Here is a 16169-nt window from a genome sequence, read left to right on the forward strand (position 1 = left end):
AAACGCTTGCAATTTACTTTCACCCAAATGAGAATGCAAGTCATTTACATTTAGTTTGCAAAACTGATGTTTAGTTATTTTTTATTTACGTAACCAATACCAGATTTAGTTATTTAGGTTGTTGCTCAATATATAAGGAAGGGAATTGTGATATATATTTATGGAATATTTATTGTGTTTTTTAGTTTAAATATTCAGGCTAAAGAGTATCAGTTTGGTGATGAGGTAAATGAGGCTCAACTTGTACCTATTTCTAAAATATTGGCTCAACCTGAAGCGTTTCTTGAGCAGCCTGTAACTATCTCTGGAACGATAATTAGCGTATGTGAGAAAAGGGGCTGCTGGATGGAGTTAGCTTCAGATGCAAGGTATGAGAAACTGAGGATAAAAGTGCGTGATGGAGATATGGTTTTTCCTATTAGTAGCAAGGGCAGCAAAGCAATTGCAACAGGCTTATTAAGCGCGATTAATTTAGATTTAGAACAGTCTAAGCGTTATTTGGCTATGCTAGCAAAGCGCAAACAGCAAGAGTTTGATCCCGCGTCGATAACAGAGGCATTAACACTTTATCAATTGGTGCCAACTGGGGTAAAAATTCTTGATTAATCCAAGAGGTTTTAAAGCCAAACACACTGGTTCAAAAATTAATTGGTATCGTTTAAATCGGAGTTTACATCGAGATGTTGGATATTTATGCATAGGCTTAACCTTGGTGTTTGCGATATCAGGAATTGCAGTTAACCATCTGCGAGATTGGAATCCAAATTACAGTATTGTAAGGAAAGTAAATATAGTTCCAAGTTTAATTGGTTTAAATAACGAAACAGCAATCGTCGACGTTATGATGAATAGCTTTGATGTTAAGCAGCGGATTAAAGCAAATTATTGGTCGAGTGAAAATGAACTTAAAGTTTTTTTAGATGATGGAAGTAATTTAACGGCTAATTTAATGAGTGGTGCTATTGAATTTGAACACATTGAAGAGCGAATTATATTTAAAAGCTTAAATAGACTGCATTTAAATGAGGCTAAACAGGCGTGGGTTATATTTTCAGATGCCTATGCGCTGATGCTAATTTTTTTGGCAACATCTGCGTTATTTATGGTTAAGGGTAAACATAGTCCCAGAGGAAGGAAAGGATTGTTGGTGCTTATTGGTTTTCTAATCCCTTTGTTTTTTATCTTTTACTCTTGATTGAGTATGAGACGATGAGCTTGGTGAATAAGCGCTAGCTATTGAAATCATGGAGCGTTGATTTTATTTTTTACTCAAAGGTGCCTTAAGGTTAAGGCACCAGAGTGAACAATAGAAGATTAATCCATTAGCTTAATCTGACTCTTACCGTACTCAGTAGCGAACGGCATTGCCTCTTTGGGGCTGAGGGTGAATTCGTTTTCACAGCCGCTGCCGTTTGGTGTCTCCCAGAGCTCGATGCCTTTTGGGCTGAGGGTGAGATAGAAATAGCCTGAGCCGTCTGAGTTGTCACAGTCCTCATACACTTCCATATCGGCAAATAGTTTTTCGCGCAGTGCATCTGGTAGTTGATGCTGCATTTCATCAAGGGCAACGCCTTGTTTAAACCATTGCCATGGGTTGAATGCTTGACCATCGTTTAGATTAAAGCTGGTATAGGTGCGGCTTATACCGCCAGCGCCATAACCTGCTGCCCAGCGATAAAATCGTACGCTAAGCCAATGTTGGTTAATAAAGTCAATTTCAGCTCCAGTTTCGTCTGCAATTGGTTGACCGATCTGCGCCAGCATTCTGCGGCGGGTTTCAATAGTCTCGGCAAATTGTTGTTTGCTAGTCAGCTTTTGCTTGAGCCACTGGTTAATTGCTGGGATACCTGTTTGTTCACCTTTAAGCTCGAGGCCGAGTTCTGCGCCATATGTTAGTTGGCGGTAGCTTAGTGGGCTGGCGTTAGTTTTGTTAGCGCTGGCATGCTCTGCGTCAGCATAGTTAAACTGCTGCCACTTTCCACGGCGAACAGTTGGCTTGGTTTCTAGCGGCAGGTTATAGGCATCGCTGCTGCAATCATTGATACCATCAGGGCTGATTTGGCGTTCGAGCTTAATGGTTAACGATTTAGCTGACTGATTTTGAGTTGGCTCAGTCTTAAACCAACGGCCTATAAGTTGTTGTTCACTGCTACTATCAAACTGCCAGAAGCCAGTCTGTTTGTCTTCTTGCCAGTGGTTATCGACCTGTTCAAGTCTGATTGGAGTTAAATAACGCTGATAGTAATAACTGCCGGTGCCGTACTCATTGAAGCAAACCCGGATTTTGCTTTTACCTAAGGTTCCTTGCCAAGTACCTGATAATTCATCTGCGGCAAAGGCCGGTAAAGTCAGAGTAGATATTAAGCTAAAGGCTAAGGTAAGGCGCAACATCTTAGGGCACATTATTGTTATCTCTTATCGGAACGTGACTGGGCATCGCAAGTTGTGTTTAGGGGATGAATGCTAACACCATCATCTTTTAAAATCATGGTGTTAGCTAACATTTTTAGATCAGTTTACTGGTAAATAAATCGGTCTATTATTACTGAATATCCAGACTTTCCAGTTAGAAGTAATAACCAAAGTTGATATTAAAGCGGGTGTTGGTGTCGCCATCACCTACCATAGTGCCGCCGATAAAGGGTTGATTTTCTGCCACCACAAAGTCGACATAGGTATAGAGTCCGCCTGCGCTTATGGCCATTCCTGTGACGTTCATAAAGGTGTCAGGCATTGCTGCAGGCTTGTCGGTCACTAACGAGTAATCGTTATAGAAAGTTAGGTTTGAAATAGGGCCAATTTCTACCGGTAAACTGTAGGCAAGGTTGGCAATATAGGTGGTTGCTTCAGCAGGAATTGAGTCATAAAAATGATAAGCAGCCACGACAATACGATCAACATCCATCCCGTCTACATCGTATTTGTAGTCAGTCACCTGTAGTTTTACGTTCCAGCGATCATAATTAATCATGCTGTGGATCGCTGCTGCTACATTGTCACCATCTGTGCCATTTTCTATCTCTAGCTGACCTGCTTGCAGTGATGCGCCTAGCTCTACACTAATGTCGTTAAATGCAAAGGTGTGGGCGTAACGAGCGTTAAAGGTATTGACCTCGCCGGCTGCGTAACCGTCACTTGGGGCGTCATAGGCATCTTCGCCGTCTAAACGAATACCTACAACGTCATAGGCGTAACGGTCGGTGCGATCTGACACAAAGCCATCGATACCACCTTGTTCATCATTTTTATAGAACGCAAAATCAAACTGGTTGTTATCGCCTTTATAGGTGTAGTTGAGGCCTAAGTCGTGGTCGTCTTCTAGTCCAAGATAAAAGTTTGAGCTGAAGAAATAGTTATTTGAGGCGTAAGTGAGTAGCCCAAAAGGTACTTGGGTGACACCAATTTTGGCTTGCTGTTGCTCGGTAAAGTTATAGCCAACCCAAGCATGCTGAACCACATTCATGTACTCAAACCAGCGATACTGGGCTGAAAAGATTAGATCTTTATAGTTACCAGAAACATCTATGCGAAACAGATCAAAGTCGAAGTCGCCACCACGATCGGCATTGGCGTCATTGTAGTCTTCATAAACGTAATTGGTGCGAACTGCACCACCAAATTTAACGCTACTCTCTTGCGCTTGCAGCTCATCTTTAGCTGCTTGTTCCTTGGCTTGTTGTTGCTCTGTTTCAAGTTGTTCGATTCGAGCCTTTAATGCTGCGAGCTCTTCATCAACCGAAGTTGCTTGCGCGTTGGAAGCTAACGCTAAGGCGATACAAGCGGCAAGTGAGTAACGTGTCATCATTTATCCTTAAGTTTCAATTGTGTTGAGTAAACTGGTTACCGCTATCTTTTTGAGGTCGAGTTAATACGGTAACGCTAAGTGTTGTTTGTAAGATTTAGTTCTTGTTGCTGCACTTTAGAAATAGCGAGCTTATAAGTGTTTGGATATTGGGATTGCTGGTCAATTAAGATGGGAGATTGAAGATAAGCTCGAGTTAATGCTCGGACGACAATATAGGTGCTGGGGATCATAAGGGCTCCTGGCAGCGTATACGTTGAGTGTATAGATTTATGTTGCCTAACTAAGCCGATGCAAAAGTCAGACTTCAATCTCCTGAAATAGGGCAACCAGATGGTAGTTAAATCAATGCGCGTTAAAAAACAGGGTGATTAATGTTTTATTAGGGTTGCCTTATGTGGTGCAAATTTAACACGTTTGTTGTGTGGTTAATAGGTTTGCCGCAATAATGCACAATATTTATCGATATACGCAGCGACAGTGCAGACCAAGATACAAATTGATTGTTCAATTGCTCAATGATTAGTTTTGTTCTGCTCGCAACTCGACAATCACATCAATTCTCAAAAGCTTAATCTAGCTTAAGGAAATTCTTATGTTTTGCGCGTAATATGCCGCGCCTGCTACGTCTTGCCAATTGGCAAAGCGTAAATATGACTTAAGAGGATCACACGTGAGCATTTTGTTTTCAGCAGCCCGTATTGGCAACATGACACTAAAAAACCGCTTTGTAAGAAGCGCTACTTGGGAAAATATGGCAACTGAAACAGGTCATATGACTGACAAGTTGTACTCAGTGTATGAAGAACTTGCCAAAGGTGAGGTTGGGTTGATTGTTACCGGCTACGCCAATATTGTCGCTGAAGAAAAGCCAAACGCGGGCATGATGGGAATGTATGACGACTCCTTTATTGCCGAGTATCAAAAGCTAACCGAACTAGTGCATGGTTACGATAGCAAGATAGTGATGCAGTTGGCATATGGTGGCACTAAGACCACTTACAATGTGGGTGAGCGGGTGATTTTTGCCCCAAGTGCCATTGCTGAGCGTGGGACTCAAACTATGGGCAAAGCAATGACCAAGGACGAGATTAATTACATCGTTCAGGCTTTTGCTAAGGCGAGCTATCGTGCCCAACTATCGGGTTTTGATGGGGTAGAGATCCATGCGGCACATACTTATCTAATTAACCAATTTTTAAGTCCATATTACAATCAGCGTCAAGATGAATACGGCGGCAGTCTTGAAAACCGCATGCGCTTTTTGCTGGAGATCTACGCAGAGATCCGCAAGCTTGTAGGCAATGACTATCCGATTTTAGTTAAGCTTACCGCTTCTGAATTTTTTGACGGTGGCTTAACGTTTGCTGAGACTCGCCTGATCTGTCAAAAGTTAGAGTTTGTGGGGGTTGATGCGATTATCATCTCCGGCAATATTCACGGTAATGCTAATACTGTGATTGGTGAGCAATTTGATGGTTATACCATTCAAAGTGAGGGGTACTTCAGAGAATTTGGCGCAGTAGTAAGCCAAGAAGTTAATTTACCCGTTATTACCGTGGGTGGTCTTGCTGACATCTGTGCGATTGAAGAGTTAGCGCAAACCACAAATATTGCGCTTTTTGCCTTGTCACGTCCTTTATTGGCGGAACCACAGTTAATCAAGCGTTGGCAAGAGGGCAGCTTAGCGGAGGTGGATTGCGAGCGCTGTTCTAAATGCCGTACTAAGCGTGGTAATTTCTGCGTGGTATATAAGAAACGCTAAGTTGTCGATATTGTTGATGCTAATACCAATCAGTACAAGGTGACTGTATGTTTATACTGATTGGTATAAGGTTTATTGGCATCAACTTCTGCTGAGATTATTAGTACTGATTGCTAAATTCTACTTTCACTATAAGTAAGCTCTAAACTTGCGTCATCCTTATTATTACATTGTTAATTATATTAGGTTCGGCCTATATTAGCTTGAAATGCTTGTTTATATATCTTTTCTATAGGCTCTCTTTGGGTTTCTCCTGTTTTAACCTGTCTATGAGTCCCATTGCGGCTGGTTTTGTTAACATTTGACTATTTGCTGTTCAGTAAGTTTTTAGTGGTGTAAATCTAATGAGAACTACGTCACAAATTGCGCTTATTCGCGACATAAGTTTGTCGACAGTAAGTTGAATTAACATTATTTTATCCTTAGTCCAAATTAATCGTAATCTGGATAACTTTCGAGTGTTATAAGACTCACAAAAAAAACCGTTCACACACATAATTCATACTCTTTCTCTTGGTAGAAAACCCGTCTGAGCTATTCAGTATGGGGAGCAGTCTGTGGCGTGCACTTAATTAAATCTGTTGTAGGTTGTTGCGGATAATAAAAATGAAAAAACACTTCGAGCTTATCGACAAGCCGACATTTTTCGGTGCGCTGCTACTGCTTTGTGCAGTAGTTATCCCATTATTGTTATATCCAGCTGAAGGGGCTGAATGGATTGCCGTTGCTAAAACATTTATGACGGACAAACTAGGCTTTGCATATTTAGGCTTAGGTTTAGCAGCATTTTTCTTCATGATTTACATTGTTTTTTCTGATATCGGTCAGATCAAACTTGGTGATCCTGATGAAAAACCTGAATTTGCGTTGGCCTCTTGGGCGGCAATGCTATTTTGTGGTGGTATTGGGGCCAGTATTTTGTACTGGGGAACAATTGAGTGGGCCTATTACTATCAAAGTCCGCCGTTCCAGCTAGAGCCTGGTAGTGAAGAGGCGGTACGTTGGGCTGCAACTTATGGCTTGTTCCACTGGGGACCGATTGCTTGGTGTATCTATATGATCCCTGCAATTCCAATTGCTTACTTCTTCTATGTACGTAAGCAGCCGGTACTTAAAGTCTCAGCCGCACTGATGCCTGTTATTGGCGAAGCCAACAGCTTTGGTAAGTTAGGCAAAGTGATTGATGTGTTGTTTATTTTTGGTCTATTAGGCGGCGCAGCAACTACGTTAGGTTTAGCGGCACCTTTAATTAACGAAGGTATTAGCTATCTATTTGGTATTCCTGCAACCACAGGTAGTCAAATCCTAGTGCTCATGGTGTGTACCGGTATTTTTGCTTACTCGTCTTACATGGGGATGGATAAAGGCATTAAGATTTTAAGTAATATTAACTTCTGGGGTGCGTTAGGTTTACTGCTGTTTGTATTGGTGTGTGGTCCAACTATCTTCATGTTGGAAACTGGCTTAGATTCGATCGGCCGTATGTTGTCTAACTTCTTTGTGATGGCGACTTGGGCTGAGCCTTTTGGTGGTCTAGGTACGTTTGCTGATACTCACTTCCCGCAAGACTGGACTATTTTCTACTGGGCATGGTGGTTAGTATTCGCACCGAGTATGGGCTTATTCGTTGCGCGTATTTCACGTGGTAGAACCATTAAGCAAATGGTATCAGGTGCAGTATTCTTTGGCTCACTGGGTTGTTCTATGTACTTCATCATCCTAGGTAACTATGGTTTATCACTGCAGTTGTCTGGTCAATTAGATGTCGTCAGCATTCTTAACGCTGAAGGTGCAACTCGTGCAATCTTCGCAATTTTAGAGCAACTGCCGTTTAGCACGCTAATCATCGCACTGTTTACCTTGCTATGTGTAATTTTCACTGCAACGACTTTCGACTCTATCTCTTATATTTTAGCGTCGGTAGTACAAACTAATGTGACAGAAGATCCAATGCGTTGGAACCGTTTGTTCTGGGCATTCACCCTATCATTTATGCCTTCGGCATTAATGTTTATGGGCGGCTTGGCAACACTGCAAACAGCGGCGATTGTCGGTGGTTTACCGTTATTGATTATTGCGGTAATGCTGATGATTTCTGGCGTTAAGGCGGCAACGTTAGACTTATCACATCAAGATGACTATGTTGATCCAGTGATTAATATCTCTGATCTACCGGATGTCGATCCTTGGAGCAAAGAAGGTCAGGCGTTGGCACGTTTTGAACAGCTTCGCGATAATGCTATTGAAGCGGCAGATCTTGAGCGTGAAGCTAATGATGCTATTTGGATGCTGAAAAAGCAGTTACGCAAAGAGGCATTAGCACGCGGTGAGTCAAGTATTGATTTAGGTGATGCGCCAGATGAGATCCTTGAACAGTTGCGCCAGCTAACAGAAGAGTCGATGAAAGCTAAGGAAGCTAAGCTTGCAGCCTCAGAGCTTGCACAACAAGCGCGTGTAGCCTTTGATGCGCTTATGCGTGAAAAGCTAGAAGAGGAAGCGCTACAGGCACAAGAAGAGGTGAAGCTTGCGATTCAAGCAAGGTTGAATACACCTAGCTAATCATGCTTTAACTACCTGCAATTGAGTTGCGGGTAGTTATTTAAAACCTAAACACAAAAAAGCCGCTAATTTAGCGGCTTTTTTATAATAATCAGTAGATTATCTCATGGTGACGAACTCTTCAGCACCGGTTGGGTGAATTGCCACTACAGCATCGAAATCAGCTTTGGTCGCGCCCATCTTCATTGCTACGCCAAAGCCTTGCAGGATTTCATCCATGCCATAACCAATACCATGAATACCGACAACCTTTTGCTCTTCACCGGCACAGACTAGCTTCATCTTACAAGCTTGACGGTGAGCGGTTACTGCGGTGTACATAGAGGTAAAGCCTGATGTATAAACCGTAATGTTGTCTTCGCCATATTGAGCAATAGCTTCAGGTTCGGTGAGGCCCATTGTACCAATAGCTGGGTGGCTAAATACTACGGTAGGAATACAGCTGTAATCCATCTTGGCGTCTGTCATGCCATTAAATAAACGCTCCGACAATAAACGGCCCGCTTTAACGGCAACAGGAGTTAGTTCTACGCCGCCCGCCATAATATCACCAACGCAGTGGATGCCTGCATCAGTCGTATTTTGCTGCTCATCAGTAATTACATAGCCTTTTGCATCTAGCTCAACCTTAGTGTTTTCAAGACCAATGTTAGCGGTAGATGGATGACGGCCAATGGCCCAGATCAGGCAATCAACATCGTAGCTTTCGCCGTTTTCAATCTTTAAAGTTAAGCTACCGTCAGCATTTTTAGTGACCGACTCTGGGGTGCTGTTGGTGTGCAGTGTTGGCCCATCAATCGCCATAGATTCAACGAGTGCTTCGCTTAACATTGGATCAAAATTACGTAGCGGGGCATGTTTACGCACAAATAGGTGAGTGTCGCTGCCAAGTGCTTGCAGAACACCTGCTACCTCAACGGCAATATAGCCAGCGCCAACAACTGCAACGCGCTTTGGTTGTTGCTCAAGGGCAAAGAAACCGTCGGAGTCGATACCGTGCTCGGCACCAGGAATATTTGGAATAGTTGCTGCACCGCCAGTGGCAATCAAGATGTTGTCAGCAGTATAGTGCTCGCCGTTAACTTCTATTGTACGGCTATCAACAAAACGGCCGTAACCGCGTACGAGTGTGACGCCATTACTTTCTAGGCCGCGATCATATGCGCCATGAATGCGATCAATATAAGCTTCGCGGCTGGCAACTAGCGTGCTCCAGTCAAACTTATTTACGCTTACATCAAAACCATAATCTTTGGCATATAGGTGCATGGCTTCAGCGACTTGTGCGCCATACCACATGACCTTTTTTGGCACACAGCCAACGTTGACACATGTTCCACCTAGCTCTTTTGCTTCAATGAGTAACACTTTTGCACCACGCATGGCAGCTCTGTTAGCTGATGCAATACCGCCGCTACCCGCGCCAAGACAGATATAATCAAAATGTTGAGCCATGTGTATCTCCAATAAGTTACGAACTGTGCAACAAGGCTGAAAGTAAGGCTGCCTTTATTGCGATAATTATGGTTAAGACGTTGGTTGCTGTAAAAAGACGAACAGCCCAAGGCGAAATAACGTTTTGGCTTTAGCCAGTTCAAGAACAAGCCATTGTAGAGGGAATTTTTTCATCCATCCAGCCCAATCAATAATGAGTATTTTTCGGGCTATCGCGCTTGATAACACTGTTTTATAGATGGGGATAAAATCACCAAGCTTCAACCCTGATATGCAGGTTAGCAGTTAATAAAGCCACTTTATGCTGCATAGCGGAATTTGCACCACAGATAGCATTAACGTCGATATTGGCAATTTGCATGGTCTGCTTGGGCTGGCCCTTCAGCGCCACATTTCATGCACTCCCATTCACCTTGTCTTACTGTTAGTTCTTGTTGATAGTGCAAGTTGCGCACATTCACACCTTGCTGCAATTGGCGCTCTAACGAGGTCATACGGTTGTGCAGCCAGCGGCAACTGGGGTTATTAGCAACACTGCTGCGGCTGGCAAGCTGTTGCTTGCGGCTTTTAGCTTTCAGTTTTTTACTGTTGCTTTTTAATTGAGTTGACGAGCGATAGCGCGTGGTTTTTGGGGATGAAAACTGCAGATCGGTATGTGGTTTGTTACTGTGGCTTAAGGGCTGGCCTTTATCGTCGAGTATGCTACCTAGCGGTAACGTATCTTGGGGTGGCTCTTTGCTAAAACCATAAGGACTGGTTAAAACGAGAGCGAGACAGATGGTTAGGCAAAAATTAGGATGCAACATTCCTTGTTCCTCCTGTGGCAGATAACAATCCGTGTTATCTGTTGTATTTGATACTACTTCATATTTTCATCAGCGTTAGCTTAAGATCACCGTAGTCGACCATTAATTATAGTCGATTAAAAGCTCCAGCTAAGGTGAATACCGGCAAATGTTTGGTCTAGATTGTCGGTAACGCCGTTGTTGCGGGCTTCAAGTTTGATATCTTCTTGGGCGATGGTGTGGCTTATGTGGCCTGACAACACTAAGTTATTTGGCAACAAATACTCTGCTTCAACACCAAATTGAAAGTGATTAGCGCCATCGTGTTCTTCTGTGGCGTATTTAAAGTCAAATGCTTGCGTAATATAAGGACTAACTGTTAAGCCTGAGTTTAGCTCCCAGTTACTGTGTACACTGACCTCAACAAAGTAGCCATTGGCTTCAGTAGAGTATGTGTAACTCAGTGATGGCACTAGCCAATCAACTGCGCTGTACTCTAAGCTGCTAAATAGTTCGTTATCATGAGCGCGATCATCGCCATAAAACTCAAGGCGCTGATAACCCACGCTGCCGCTTAGATTTTCCGTTAGATTAAAACCGTACTCGATACCGAAGTTCCACTCAGTATAATGTTGACTGTCGCCACGCCCCACAGTGGCATACAGGTTAACATTATTCTTTTGGATGGCTGCGGTAGCCCAATAGATGCCGCCTTTATCTAAGTTATTACGGCCTTCTGAAATATATTTAGAGTCCCATCCCAGATCGACAAGGGTTTGCAACTGATCGTGATTGTCTGCGGGGAGCGATTCAATAACTTTAGTGTTATGAGAATCATCGATATTTGGCACATCATCAGCAAAAGCTGAGGTGCTTAAGAGTAACGCGATGAGGGCGCTACATTGGCTAGTGTGATTCATGTTTAGCTCGAGATTTTGGCGAAAGGAAATTTACATTTGTAATACTAGTTTTTAGTAAAGAAATGTAAATAAGAACGACTCTTGTTTGCGACACGCTTTGCAATACTCGTGCTGTATAAAGTTTGTACTAAAAAAGTTTGATTACCATCATAGAAATGGTGCGCTTGAGCTGCTAACTGGGCTTTGATTGTAAAGAATTTACACTCGCGTATTGAATAAAGCCGAATTAGCCCCTATCTCTTTATCTAACAACATAGAATGTTAAGGAACCATCGATGAGCAATCCTTTGTTAAACAGCAACAAGCTTCCCCCTTTTTCAAGTATTCAACCTGAACACATTCAGCCTGCTGTTGAGCAAGGTATCGCTAATTGTCGCGCCAAAATCGAAGAGGTGCTTAAGCATCAAGGTGAATTTACTTGGGACAACCTCGTTGCACCATTAGAAGAAGTTGATGATGCGCTCGGTAAGATCTGGTCGCCAATTTCTCACATGAACTCAGTCGTTAGCAGCGAAGAGTGGCGCCAAGCTCATGATGCGTGTTTACCGCTGCTATCTGAATACGGCACGTTTGTTGGTCAGCACCAAGGCTTGTATCAGGCCTATAAATCGCTTGCTGAGTCTGCAGAGTTCGCCAACTACTCTCAAGCCAAGAAAAAATTGATTGAAAATAGTCTGCGTGATTTTGAGTTGTCTGGTATTGGGTTAAGTGACAGTGACAAACTACGCTATGGCGAGTTAGTTAAGCGCATGTCAGAGCTAACCAGTAACTTTTCAAATCAGCTATTAGACGCTACGCAGGCGTGGACCAAATTAATTACTGATGAGGCAGAGCTCGCGGGCTTGCCTGAGTCTGCGGTAGCGGCAGCCAAAGCGATGGCAGAGGCTAAAGAGCTAGAGGGATGGCTATTTACACTGGATTTCCCATCATATTTACCTGTGATGACGTACAGTGAAAACCGCCAGCTGCGAGAGGAGTGTTACCGTGCATTCGTTACTCGTGCATCAGACCAAGGTCCAAATGCTGGTGAATTTGATAATGGTCCATTAATGGATGAGATCCTTGCGGTGCGCCACGAGTTGGCTAATCTGCTTGGGTTTGCTAGCTATGCTGATAAATCATTGGCTACTAAAATGGCCGAGTCTCCAGCACAAGTACTTGATTTCTTAAATGAGCTGGCAGCACGTTCTAAGTCACAAGGTGAAACTGAGCTTGCTGAGCTAACTGAGTTTGCAGCCAAAGAGTGTGGTGTGACTGAACTTGAGGCTTGGGACTTGAGTTTTTATGCCGAAAAACTAAAGCATCACAGATATGAGATCTCACAAGAGATTTTGCGTCCGTACTTCCCTGAAGACAAAGTGTTATCAGGGCTATTTTATACCGTATCTCGCTTATTTGGTTTAACAGTCACTGAGCGCAAAGACTTCGATACTTACCACAAAGATGTCCGCTTCTTTGATATCACTGATGCCAACAATGAGCACCGTGGGAGTTTCTACTTAGATTTATATGCGCGCGAAGGTAAGCGCGGCGGCGCATGGATGGATGATTGCCGTGCACGTCGGATGACAGCAAACGGTATGCAAGATCCAGTTGCTTATCTCACTTGCAACTTTAACGCACCAGTAGCGGGTAAGCCTGCACTGTTTACTCACGATGAAGTGACGACTCTGTTCCATGAGTTTGGCCATGGTATTCATCACATGCTGACTAAAATTGATGTGGGCGGCGTATCAGGTATCAGTGGTGTGCCATGGGATGCGGTAGAGTTACCAAGTCAGTTTATGGAAAATTGGTGTTACGAAGAAGAAGCACTAGCGGAGATCTCTGGTCATTACGAAACAGGCGAGCCGTTACCAAAAGCTATGCTAGATAAAATGCTAGCCGCGAAAAACTTCCAGTCAGGCATGATGATGCTGCGCCAACTTGAGTTTTCGCTATTCGACTTCAGAATGCATTTAGAGTACGACCCAGCTAAAGGCGCTGAAATTCAGCAAAAACTAGATGAAGTACGAGCACAAGTTGCGGTAATTAAAGCTGCTGACTTTAATCGCTTCCAACACAGCTTTGCGCATATTTTTGCTGGTGGCTACGCTGCGGGCTACTACAGCTATAAGTGGGCAGAGGTATTATCTGCAGATGCGTTCTCACTGTTTGAAGAGCAAGGCATTTTCAATCGTGAAACCGGTCAGCGTTTCTTAGAAAACATCTTAGAAATGGGTGGCAGTGAAGAGCCGATGGAGCTGTTCAAACGTTTCCGTGGTCGTGAACCGCAAACTGATGCGCTACTGCGACACAGTGGCATTACCGGTTAACACATGCTGTTAGTCCATATTGAAAAGGCGCTTTAGGCGCCTTTTTTATTTAGCTAATAGAGGGCTTTTGTGGTGGATCTGTTTCTCACTTGTGATCTGGTATGACCTTTGTTAGCCTTTCGCATCTCTTCAAGGACGCTAGGTAGTATTATCAATGAATCTGTACTTTAGGTTGGTGTGGCTGTTTCTGTGGCGTATTCGTCACTGCAATAAGATTGATTTTTTAGGTACAAGTAAAATTACCTATCGTGCATTGCCTAGTGATTGCGATATCAACTTTCATTTAACGAACTCGCGCTACCCAGCTTTTATGGATCTTGCCCGTACCTATATGATGGCGGAAATGGGCTTTTTGAAACGTTTTATTAAGCTAGGTTGGATGCCTATCGTCAATGCTGCTGAATTTACTTATATTCGCGATATTAAGCCATTTGCTAAGTTTGATATTGAAACTAAGTTGGTGGGCTGGGACGAAAAGTATTTTTATATTGAGCAGCGCTTTGTGAGTGACCGTGGTCTGCACTGTATTGCCCATGTGCGAGGAGTATTTGTGTGTAAGCGCAAACAAGTCCCTATACCGACTATGCTAGCTGAGGTGGGCTTTGAGCAAGCCGCCCCCGAATTACCTGCAGAAGTGGTGAAGTGGAAAGCGTTTTTACAATTGAAGAAACAGCAAAATATGCCGCCATCAACAAACGAGCCGGTGACGTTAAGATCTGCAAGTTAACTCAGGTTATTGCGAGTTGCTCGCTTTGGCTGGTGACTAAGGTCAGCTCTATTTCTTCTAGGACTTGGCTGACCGAGCCTCTCAATTTCGATTGGATCCAGTAGCGGCCAATGTGCTGGTAGTCCAATAAATGCAGTTTATTTTCCAGTGCTTTGAGGCAGGGGATAAAGGCGCAGTCAGCTAGGGTAAAGCTGTCACCGCATAGCCAATGATTATCAGCCAAGCGCTGGTCAAACTCGGTCAAAATGTTAACTAGGTTTTTTTCCAGTTGCTTTGTTTGTAACTGATTTGCTTGGGACTGCGATGCTAGCCAAGCGTCAATCGCTTTATCTAATACGTTATCGCTGAGTCTATCGTATATCCTGACATACAAGGCTTGAGTTTTGTCGATAGGGATGAGTTGCGTGCCCGAACTAATATAGCTATCTAAGTACTCAATAATAATCGTGGCATCATCAAACGATTCACCGGTTTGTATTTGTAATAACGGTAAACGCAGTGACTTGGAGATCTGCTGTAAGTTGCGTCGATTAAATGCGTTGCTGAGATCTATCTCATGGGGGTAGAAGCTTGCTTGCTTTTCGTATAGAGCAATTAAGGCTTTTTGCGATTGCCGCAGCAGTGGTTGGTAATACAGATCCATAGTTTACATCGGTTCGTAAATTGATTAGTTAATACTAACTCTAGTCGCTAACATGAGGTCTCTCAATGCCAGCAACTGTCGGTGTTAGAGGCTTTACATTATTTAAATGGGTAATCAGTCTTAGCTTCAATCGCTTAGCGCTAATAAAGATGGTTTAAATAACGAGACATACAATGAATCAAATTGAAAAATTTAACGCGATTTACGCTAGAGCGGCGCAACGTAAAGGTGGAGTTGAAGGATTAGAGAGCCTGCTACCGACGGGACTAACAGATAAAGAGTTGTTGCAGTATACCGATGCGCAATTACTTTCAGAGATCAGTAAAAAGGTTTTTCAAAGCGGCTTTGTTTGGCGGATTGTTGAAGCGAAATGGCCTGAATATGAAAAGGCATTTTTTGGCTTCGAGCCATTCAAAGTGCTGATGCTGTCGCCTGAGCAGCTACAGGATCGCGCCAGTGATCCAAAGCTTATCCGCCATATGAAAAAAACCATGGCGATTTATGATAACGCCCATATGGTAAATGACATTGCTGGTGAACATGGCAGTCTAGCTAAGTTTATTGCCGACTGGCCAAGTGCCAATATCACTGGACTATGGGGTGAACTCAAACGTAAAGGTACCCGACTTGGTGGTAATACAGGCCCTTACTTTTTACGTTCGATGGGTAAAGACACCTTTTTATTAACCAATGACGTGCAAGGTTATCTCAAAGCGCACGGTCTCGTTGATTATGGTTTTAGTTCGAAAGCAGGTTTGCAGCAAGTGCAAGATGTGTTTAATCACTGGCAACAAGAGTCAGGCCGGAGTCTTGCGGATATCAGTCGAATACTTGCTTGTAGTGTGGGTGATAACAGGATTTAACCCATGGGGTAGATGGCTTCTCCCCATAGTAATTAACATTTTTAGCGGGTTTTAAAGTAATGCTAAGTCAATGTTAATAGGCTATATCTTAATAGGTTGCGCATAAACTCAAGGCTAACATGTTTTGAATGAAACCGGCTGTGTTAACATTTTTTAAACATATATAACTGATTTTGTGCGTAAATTTTCATTAGCTTACAATTTTTACAGGCATTTTTCTTGTTGGCGTGCGCCCATTGTGAGATAAAGGTGCGTTAAATATTCGACAAAAAAATATGCTTCCAAAGGTGGGTTTGACGGCACTTTCTGCTTTCAAAAAAAAGATTACCGAGTAG

General features: G+C 43.1%; 13 protein-coding genes. 7 read left to right on the plus strand and 6 right to left on the minus strand.

From position 1 onward, the window contains the following. The first annotated feature begins 174 nt into the window (after positions 1-174). Together L884_RS0106740 and L884_RS0106745 are read left to right on the plus strand one after the other, a co-directional pair. A complete protein-coding gene (locus L884_RS0106740; protein ID WP_245603082.1) occupies positions 175-606 on the plus strand; it encodes a DUF4920 domain-containing protein in 432 nt (143 codons plus the stop codon). Next, positions 599-1195 (plus strand): PepSY-associated TM helix domain-containing protein, encoded by a 597-nt coding sequence (locus tag L884_RS0106745; RefSeq protein ID WP_237162522.1) that lies wholly within the window; start codon positions 599-601, stop codon positions 1193-1195. Before L884_RS0106740 ends, L884_RS0106745 begins: the two co-directional genes overlap by 8 nt. Positions 1196-1314: 119 nt before the next feature. Here the strand turns inward: L884_RS0106745 and L884_RS0106750 are convergent, their stop codons facing one another. Both L884_RS0106750 and L884_RS0106755 read right to left on the minus strand, forming a co-directional pair. Beyond that, on the minus strand, positions 1315-2403 hold the full coding sequence (locus L884_RS0106750) for a hypothetical protein (protein ID WP_028766776.1): 1089 nt from the start codon (positions 2401-2403) through the stop codon (positions 1315-1317). Between the two features lie 163 nt (positions 2404-2566). Continuing rightward, complete coding sequence (locus tag L884_RS0106755) at positions 2567-3802, minus strand: carbohydrate porin (protein ID WP_028766777.1); 1236 nt, start codon at positions 3800-3802, stop codon at positions 2567-2569. A 673-nt stretch (positions 3803-4475) separates the two neighbouring features. On the opposite strand from L884_RS0106755, the gene L884_RS0106765 reads away from it, so the two are divergent. Continuing rightward, positions 4476-5567 (plus strand): NADH:flavin oxidoreductase, encoded by a 1092-nt coding sequence (locus L884_RS0106765; RefSeq protein ID WP_028766778.1) that lies wholly within the window; start codon positions 4476-4478, stop codon positions 5565-5567. 606 nt (positions 5568-6173) lie between these two features. Further along, positions 6174-8126 carry a BCCT family transporter gene (locus L884_RS0106770; RefSeq protein ID WP_028766779.1) on the plus strand — a complete coding sequence of 651 codons (1953 nt, stop codon included), beginning with the start codon at positions 6174-6176 and terminating at the stop codon, positions 8124-8126. Between the two features lie 99 nt (positions 8127-8225). Here the strand turns inward: L884_RS0106770 and gorA are convergent, their stop codons facing one another. The 3 genes from gorA to L884_RS0106795 all read right to left on the minus strand — a co-directional run bounded on the left by gorA (position 8226) and on the right by L884_RS0106795 (position 11286). Continuing rightward, entirely contained in the window at positions 8226-9581 is a 1356-nt protein-coding gene (gene gorA, locus L884_RS0106775; RefSeq protein WP_028766780.1) for a glutathione-disulfide reductase, read from the minus strand. Positions 9582-9916: 335 nt separating this feature from the next. Continuing rightward, positions 9917-10387 (minus strand): hypothetical protein, encoded by a 471-nt coding sequence (locus tag L884_RS0106790; protein WP_028766782.1) that lies wholly within the window; start codon positions 10385-10387, stop codon positions 9917-9919. Positions 10388-10503: 116 nt separating this feature from the next. Continuing rightward, positions 10504-11286, minus strand: coding sequence for a hypothetical protein (locus L884_RS0106795; protein ID WP_028766783.1), 783 nt, complete (start codon positions 11284-11286; stop codon positions 10504-10506). Between the two features lie 275 nt (positions 11287-11561). Here L884_RS0106795 and prlC point away from each other — a divergent pair, with 275 nt between their 5' ends. Beyond that, the gene (prlC, locus tag L884_RS0106800) at positions 11562-13601 is read left to right on the plus strand and encodes an oligopeptidase A (protein ID WP_028766784.1); all 2040 of its coding nucleotides are present in this window, start codon (positions 11562-11564) and stop codon (positions 13599-13601) included. Between the two features lie 154 nt (positions 13602-13755). Next, the gene (locus tag L884_RS0106805; RefSeq protein ID WP_028766785.1) at positions 13756-14328 is read left to right on the plus strand and encodes a thioesterase family protein; all 573 of its coding nucleotides are present in this window, start codon (positions 13756-13758) and stop codon (positions 14326-14328) included. A gap of 1 nt (position 14329) precedes the next feature. Here L884_RS0106805 and L884_RS0106810 read toward each other — a convergent pair whose 3' ends face one another. Further along, the gene (locus tag L884_RS0106810; RefSeq protein WP_028766786.1) at positions 14330-14971 is read right to left on the minus strand and encodes a glutathione S-transferase family protein; all 642 of its coding nucleotides are present in this window, start codon (positions 14969-14971) and stop codon (positions 14330-14332) included. A gap of 173 nt (positions 14972-15144) precedes the next feature. Here L884_RS0106810 and L884_RS0106815 point away from each other — a divergent pair, with 173 nt between their 5' ends. Then, positions 15145-15834, plus strand: a complete 690-nt coding sequence (locus tag L884_RS0106815) for a DNA-3-methyladenine glycosylase I (RefSeq protein ID WP_028766787.1) — start codon at positions 15145-15147, stop codon at positions 15832-15834. Positions 15835-16169 lie beyond the last annotated feature (335 nt).

The organism is Shewanella fidelis ATCC BAA-318 (genome assembly GCF_000518605.1).
GTDB lineage: Bacteria > Pseudomonadota > Gammaproteobacteria > Enterobacterales > Shewanellaceae > Shewanella > Shewanella fidelis.